We start from the raw sequence: 6,027 nt of genomic DNA, 5'->3' as shown, positions 1-6,027 counted from the left end.
ACGACGAACATCGACCCGGGTACTACCGCGTACCGGCGGAACGTTCGTCGTTCGAGGAGACGCCCCGGAGGGGCACCGGACCCCCACCCACCGGGACAGGGCGAACCCCGGTGGGGGACCCGCACCCCCCACGGAGCGACCCGCACACCAAGCCCGTCCGGCGATTGAGGACAGAGCCCCCTCACACCACCGGGGTGAACAACTCGTCCTGCGCCGCCTCACGCGCCGCGAGCACCGCGCCGCGCAGGACCGCGGTGCCGCCCAGCAGCCCCGCTCTGACCTCGGTTCGGAGCGGGGACATCATGGCCAGCCGCTCCTCGACCCGCGAGACCAGCGCCTCGCCGCCCGCATGGCCCACCTCACCCGCCAGCAGGACGCAGCCCGGGTCGAGGACCGAGGCGACGGCGGCGGCGCCGAGGGCGAGGCGGTCGGCGAGGATGCCGAGGAAGCCGTCGCCGTCCCCCTCCCCCTCCAGCGCCGCCCGCACCGCGGCCGCCGCGCCGGGCTCCTGGCCCACCGGGGGTGCGGTGATGCCATGGGCGGCGGCCAGTTCACAGAGCGCCGCCGAGCCCACCAGGGAGTGGAAGCCGCCCTCGCAGTTGACGGCGGACGGGGTCCCGGCCGTGCCGGGTACCGGCAGGAAGCCGAGCTCCCCCGCACCACCCGAGGCGCCTCGCCGCAGCTTCCCGTCCAGCATGACCGCCGCCCCGACGCCGTGGCCGAGCCAGAGCAGAACGAAGGTGTCGTGGTCCTGTGCGGCTCCGGCCCGGTGTTCGGCGACGGCGGCGAGGTTGGTCTCGTTCTCCACCAGCACCGTCGCGGGCAGGCGCTGCTGGAGCGCCCGGACCAGTGTGCGGTGCCAGGCGGGCAGACCGGTGGTGTCCCGCAGCTCCCCGGTGACCGGGTCGATCAGACCGGGGGCACCGACGCCGACGCTGTGCAGTGGCGCCGTGCCTGCCTTGCGCGCTGTGCGTTCCAGGAGGGCGACGGCCTGTTCGACGGCGTCGTCGGCCGGGGTGTCGCTGCCGATCGGCAGGGTGGCCTCGGCGAGCGTCACGCCCAGCAGGTCGGCGACGATCACGGCGACGCTGTCGGTGCGTACGTCGAGGGCGGCCAGATGGGCACGGTCGGCGACGATGCCGTAGAGCCGGGCGTTGGGCCCGCGGCGGTCGGCCCCGGTCTCACCGACGACCCGGATCAGCCCTGCTCCCTGCAGCCGTTCGACCAGGTCGGCGACGGTGGGCCGGGAGAGCCCGGTCAGGGTCTTCAACTGCGTGGCCGTCAGCGGGCCGTCCTGCTGGAGGAGGCGCAGGGCGAGCCGGTCGTTGATGGCCCGGGCGGTGCTCGGTGATGCGGGCATGCCGGGATCCTTCCAGATCTCCGCCACGGTGCAGGACCGGGCGGTCTATTTATCAGGCAGGGTTCCTGATAGTTTACTGCCCGCATCGTGGAGAAGGGCGCCCGGGAGCGTCGCGAACCGCGCATACAGATACTTCAGGGGAGGACACGCGGCATGACGACGGATTCCACGGCTACGGGCTTCGGCACACAGGAAGTGCGGCGGGCGCGGTATGCCGTCGCCGCGGTCTTCACCGTGCACGGCGCGGTGACCGGCAGTTTCGCCACTCGGGTGCCCTGGATCCAGGACCACGCCGGAGTCAGCGCCGGACAGCTCGGGATCGCTCTGGCCTTTCCGGCGATCGGCGCCTCGCTCGCGATGCCGCTGGCCGGTACGGTCAGCCACCGCTTCGGCGCCAGGACCGCCTTGCGCGGTCTGCTGACCCTGTGGACGCTGGCCCTGATCCTGCCGGCCCTGGCCCCCAACCTGCTCACGCTGTGCGCGGCACTGTTCGTGTACGGGGCGTCGGCCGGCATGTCGGACGTGGCGATGAACGCGCTCGGTGTCGAGGTGGAGAACCGCCTGGACAAGTCGATCATGTCCGGGCTGCACGGGATGTGGAGCGTGGGCGCCCTGATCGGTTCGGCGGCCGGGACCGTGGCCGCCCACCTGGGGGCGGACGCGCGGCTGCACCACACGATCGTCGCGCTGGTGCTGACCACTCTGGGCCTGATCGCCTGCCAGCGGGTCCTGGACCTGCGCAGCGAACCGGACCAGGAACCGCCGCCGCGCTTCGCCCTGCCGCCGAAGTCGGCCCTGATCATCGGCGCGGTGGGCTTCTGCGCGGTCTTCGCGGAGGGAGCCAGCCTGGACTGGTCGGCGGTCTACCTCCGTGATGTGCTGGACAGTTCGGCCGGGCTGGCAGCCGCGTCGACGACCGCGTTCGCCCTGACCATGGCCATCGCCCGGATCGCGGGCGACCGGATCGTCGACCGCTTCGGGGCGGTGCGGACCGTGCGGACCGGTGGCGTCCTCGCCACGGTCGGCGGGGTCATGGTGGTCACCGCGCCGAACGCGGCAGTGGCGATGTCCGGCTTCGGGCTGCTGGGGCTCGGCATCGCCGTCGTCGTCCCGCTCGCCTTCGCGGCAGCCGGGCGCAGCGGCCCCAACCCGAGCCAGGCGATCGCGGGCGTGGCCACCATCACGTACACCTCGGGCCTCATCGCCCCGTCTGCCATCGGCTCACTGGCCGAGGCGACCTCGCTGGTCGTCTCCTTCGGTGTGGTGTCGGTGCTGGCGTTCGGGCTGGTGCTCGGAGCCGGGGTGCTGCGGGCGGGCGACCGCAAGGTCGTGGCGGCTCCGGACGCCGACGCCGCGAGCCGGGCGGTGACCGGGCCGCACCCCTGACACACGGTGGGCGCAGGGGCAGGTGCGGAGCCCGGCCGAGAGGACCGCCGGTTCCGGCATTAGCATGGCGCTGATCATTTCTGCGGTGATGCCGTGCCGGGCGAGGCTCTGGACTCCGTACCTACACACAGGGAGCAGCCATGGGCGGCGTCGGCGTGCGCTGGACCTTGCACGGCGGCGGGAAGACGCCCGCGCCGCGCGCGGCTGTCCGTCCGGACGAGCGGGTGTCCCGGATCTTCGGGCTCGGCACCCGGCGTGTGGCCGCGGTGTTCGGGGCGCCGTAGCGTCCGTGGCGCGCGCAGAGCTCGGCGCTCCCTCGCAGATCACGACGGCGCAGGCCGAATCCTCATCCTCACGGCCCGTCCTGTCGGCATGCGCCTGAACGGCGTGTTCGGCTAGTCGTCGAGCCCCCGGTCCGGCCGGCGGATCTCAGCACCACCCCCAGCGACACATCAAGGAGCAAGACCATGGCGGGCTTCGGCTGGAAGCTGCACGGCGACGGCAAGAGCCTCGCACCCGGCGAGGTCGTGAGACCGGATGAGCGGCTCAGCTGGGGGCGCACCGCCGGCCTCGGTGCGCAGCACGTGGTCTCGATGATCGGGGCCTGCTTCGTCGCGCCGATCCTGATGGGTCTGGATGCCAACCTCGCCGTCATGGCGTCCGGTGTGGCCACCATCCTCTTCCTGCTCATCACCCGTGGCCGTATCCCCAGCTACCTCGGCAGCAGCCTGTCGTTCATCGGCGTGGCCGCGGTCGTCAAGACGCAGGGCGGCGACGCGGCGACGCTCACCGGCGCCCTGCTGGCCGTCGGCGCCGTCCTCTTCCTGTGCGGGGCAGTCGTTCGCGCCCTGGGCGCGCGCATCATCCACGCGGTCCTGCCGCCGGTGGTCACCGGCGCGGTGGTCATGCTGATCGGGTTCAACCTGGCCCCCGTCACCGCCGGCACCTACTGGCCCCAGGACCAGTGGACCGCGCTGCTCACCATGCTCTTCACGGGCTTCGCACTCGTGGTGCTGCGCGGCTTCTGGTCCCGGATCGCGATCTTCCTCGGTCTGGCCTTCGGCTATCTGATCTCGTGGGTGTTCGACCGCGTCTTCGGCAAGATCCACTCCCCCGCCGGAGGAGCCGAATCCGTCGACCACTGGCGGCTCGACCTCTCGGGGGTGGCCAAGGCCGACTGGATCGGCCTTCCCACCTTCCACGCCCCGAGCTTCTCCCTCTCCGCGATCCTCGTCGCGCTGCCCGTCGTCATCGCGCTCATCGCCGAGAACGCCGGACACGTCAAGGCCGTGGGCGAGATGACCGGCGACCCGCTGGACGACAAGCTCGGCACGGCGATCATGGCCGACGGCGCGGCCACAGTACTGTCGACATCGGTCGGCGGCCCCGCCACGACCACGTACGCCGAGAACATCGGCGTCATGGCCGCCACCCGCGTCTACTCGACCGCCGCCTACTGGTGCGCCGCCGGCTTTGCCATCCTGTTCGGGCTCTGCCCCAAGTTCGGTGCTGTCGTGGCAGCCATTCCCGGCGGCGTTCTCGGCGGGATCACGGTCATCCTCTACGGCATGATCGGCCTGCTCGGCGCCCAGATCTGGGTCCGCTCCCGCGTCGATCTCTCCAACCCGCTCCACCTCGTGCCCGTGGCCGCGGGACTCATCGTGGGCATCGGCAACGTCAGCCTGACGCTCACCGACAACTTCGAACTCAGCGGCATCGCCCTGGGCACGCTGATCGTCGTCATCGGCTACCACGCCCTTCGGGCCCTGGCACCTGCGCATCTGAAGAGCGAGCCGCCGCTCACCGAATCGGACAACCCGGGATACGACCGAGGTCTGCCGGGCGAATCGTGACCGCAGGCGCCATCAGGAGCGGGCGCGGGGCCGGCCCGAGGCGGCGAGGCCACGCACCCGCCCGGCTCCGCGGCCTCGCCGAGCCGGGCGGGTGCCATTGTGCTGTGCCTTCCGCTCTCCCACTGCCTCGCCCATTCCGGCGCACGACCACGTGATGCACCCCTCTGCGGGCTTCACGGGCTGAATCCTCCGCCTTCGGCCGACTTCCGGTCGCCTGCGGAACAGTCCTTGGGCGGTCACGCGCCGGACTTCGAACCGTTTTTCTCAGGCTCCGCCTCTGCGGGTATTCACGACAGCGGACGGAGGCGCCTTCATGCATGGGTGGCGTGACCGCACGCACACGTTCTTGCTCTCGCGGCCCGGAGCCGGACTGCGAGAGCAAGAAGCGAATTCACGCGAGGCAAGCGGTGAATCACGCGGGATCCGGTCGATGGCCGCGTCACTGACTCCGGATTTCAGATCCGGTGGCGGGCCATCGGCATCACCGGACAAAGGCGGGCGGCTCCGGAGCCTCCTCGTGCAAGACCTCGGACTCAGCCCCGGATGACGCGCGGAGATCCCCGATCTCATTCTCCGAGGTGACCGGCATCGGCCCGGACAGGCTGATCCACCACCGCGCACGGCTTGCCATCCAGGCCGTGCGCGGGGAATGGGCACACACCGCCCAACCACTCCCCCGCAACATTCACTCGATCGCCAGTTCCACCACACGAGCGGCATTGTCCGTGACGTAGAAGTGCCCCCCGGGGAAGATGTGATGACTGTGCGACCCCGATGTGACGGAAGACCATTCCTTCATCCTGTCCGGTGCGACCTTCGGGTCTCGATCGCCGGCCATGGTGACGAGCTCGACATCGAGTGGCGGGGACACCGGTGAGGTGGCTGCGTAGCGATCCAGCAGGAGATAGTCGTTGCGGACGATGTCCAGCAACATCATCCTGAGATCCGGATCCTCCAGAACCACCGAAGGGGTTCCGCCCAGAGTATTCACCGAGCGCATCAGCTCCCCATCACCGCGCGTCGCAGCGGGCAGCCCGCCATTGCCCGAACCGGCCGAGGCGAGCTCGCGGGCCGAAACACAGAGGCGCGTCACGGGGAGACCGGACGGCTTCAGCAGGCGCAGCGTCTCGTAAGCCACGGCCGCCCCCATGCTGTGGCCGAACACGATGGTTCTCCGCCGGTCCGCGGCCAGCGCTTCGGCCGCGCGGGATGCCAATTCCTCCATGGTGTCGATCGGCACCTCACCCATGCGGCTTTCCCTGCCCGGGTACTGAACGATCTGGAGTTCGAATCCCTTTGGGAGAAGTTCGGCCCATCCTCGATAGAAGCTCGCACTGCCCCCGGCATGGGGAAACACCACGAGGCGGCCGTCAGCAGTGGGGTTCTCCCGGTACTTCACGATCCAGCGACTCTTGTCAGGCATGCCTT

At 70.7% G+C, this 6,027-nt stretch carries 4 protein-coding genes; 2 read left to right on the top strand and 2 right to left on the bottom strand.

Annotated elements, in window-relative coordinates:
* Positions 1–181 precede the first annotated feature (181 nt).
* A complete protein-coding gene (locus tag ACZ4LX_RS28785) occupies positions 182–1,360 on the bottom strand; it encodes an ROK family protein (protein WP_467643592.1) in 1,179 nt (392 codons plus the stop codon).
* A gap of 153 nt (positions 1,361–1,513) precedes the next feature.
* Between ACZ4LX_RS28785 and ACZ4LX_RS28780 the strand changes: the two genes are divergently transcribed.
* Both ACZ4LX_RS28780 and ACZ4LX_RS28775 read left to right on the top strand, forming a co-directional pair.
* Positions 1,514–2,746, top strand: coding sequence for an MFS transporter (locus tag ACZ4LX_RS28780; protein WP_467643590.1), 1,233 nt, complete (start codon positions 1,514–1,516; stop codon positions 2,744–2,746).
* 467 nt (positions 2,747–3,213) lie between these two features.
* Positions 3,214–4,599 carry a uracil-xanthine permease family protein gene (locus ACZ4LX_RS28775; protein ID WP_467643586.1) on the top strand — a complete coding sequence of 462 codons (1,386 nt, stop codon included), beginning with the start codon at positions 3,214–3,216 and terminating at the stop codon, positions 4,597–4,599.
* Positions 4,600–5,284: 685 nt separating this feature from the next.
* On the opposite strand, the gene ACZ4LX_RS28770 is transcribed toward ACZ4LX_RS28775, so the two are convergent.
* Positions 5,285–6,022, bottom strand: a complete 738-nt coding sequence (locus ACZ4LX_RS28770; protein WP_467643582.1) for a thioesterase II family protein — start codon at positions 6,020–6,022, stop codon at positions 5,285–5,287.
* Positions 6,023–6,027 lie beyond the last annotated feature (5 nt).

Source organism: Streptomyces sp. NPDC026062 (assembly GCF_055568375.1).
This window is presented reverse-complemented; position numbering and strand designations above follow the sequence as displayed.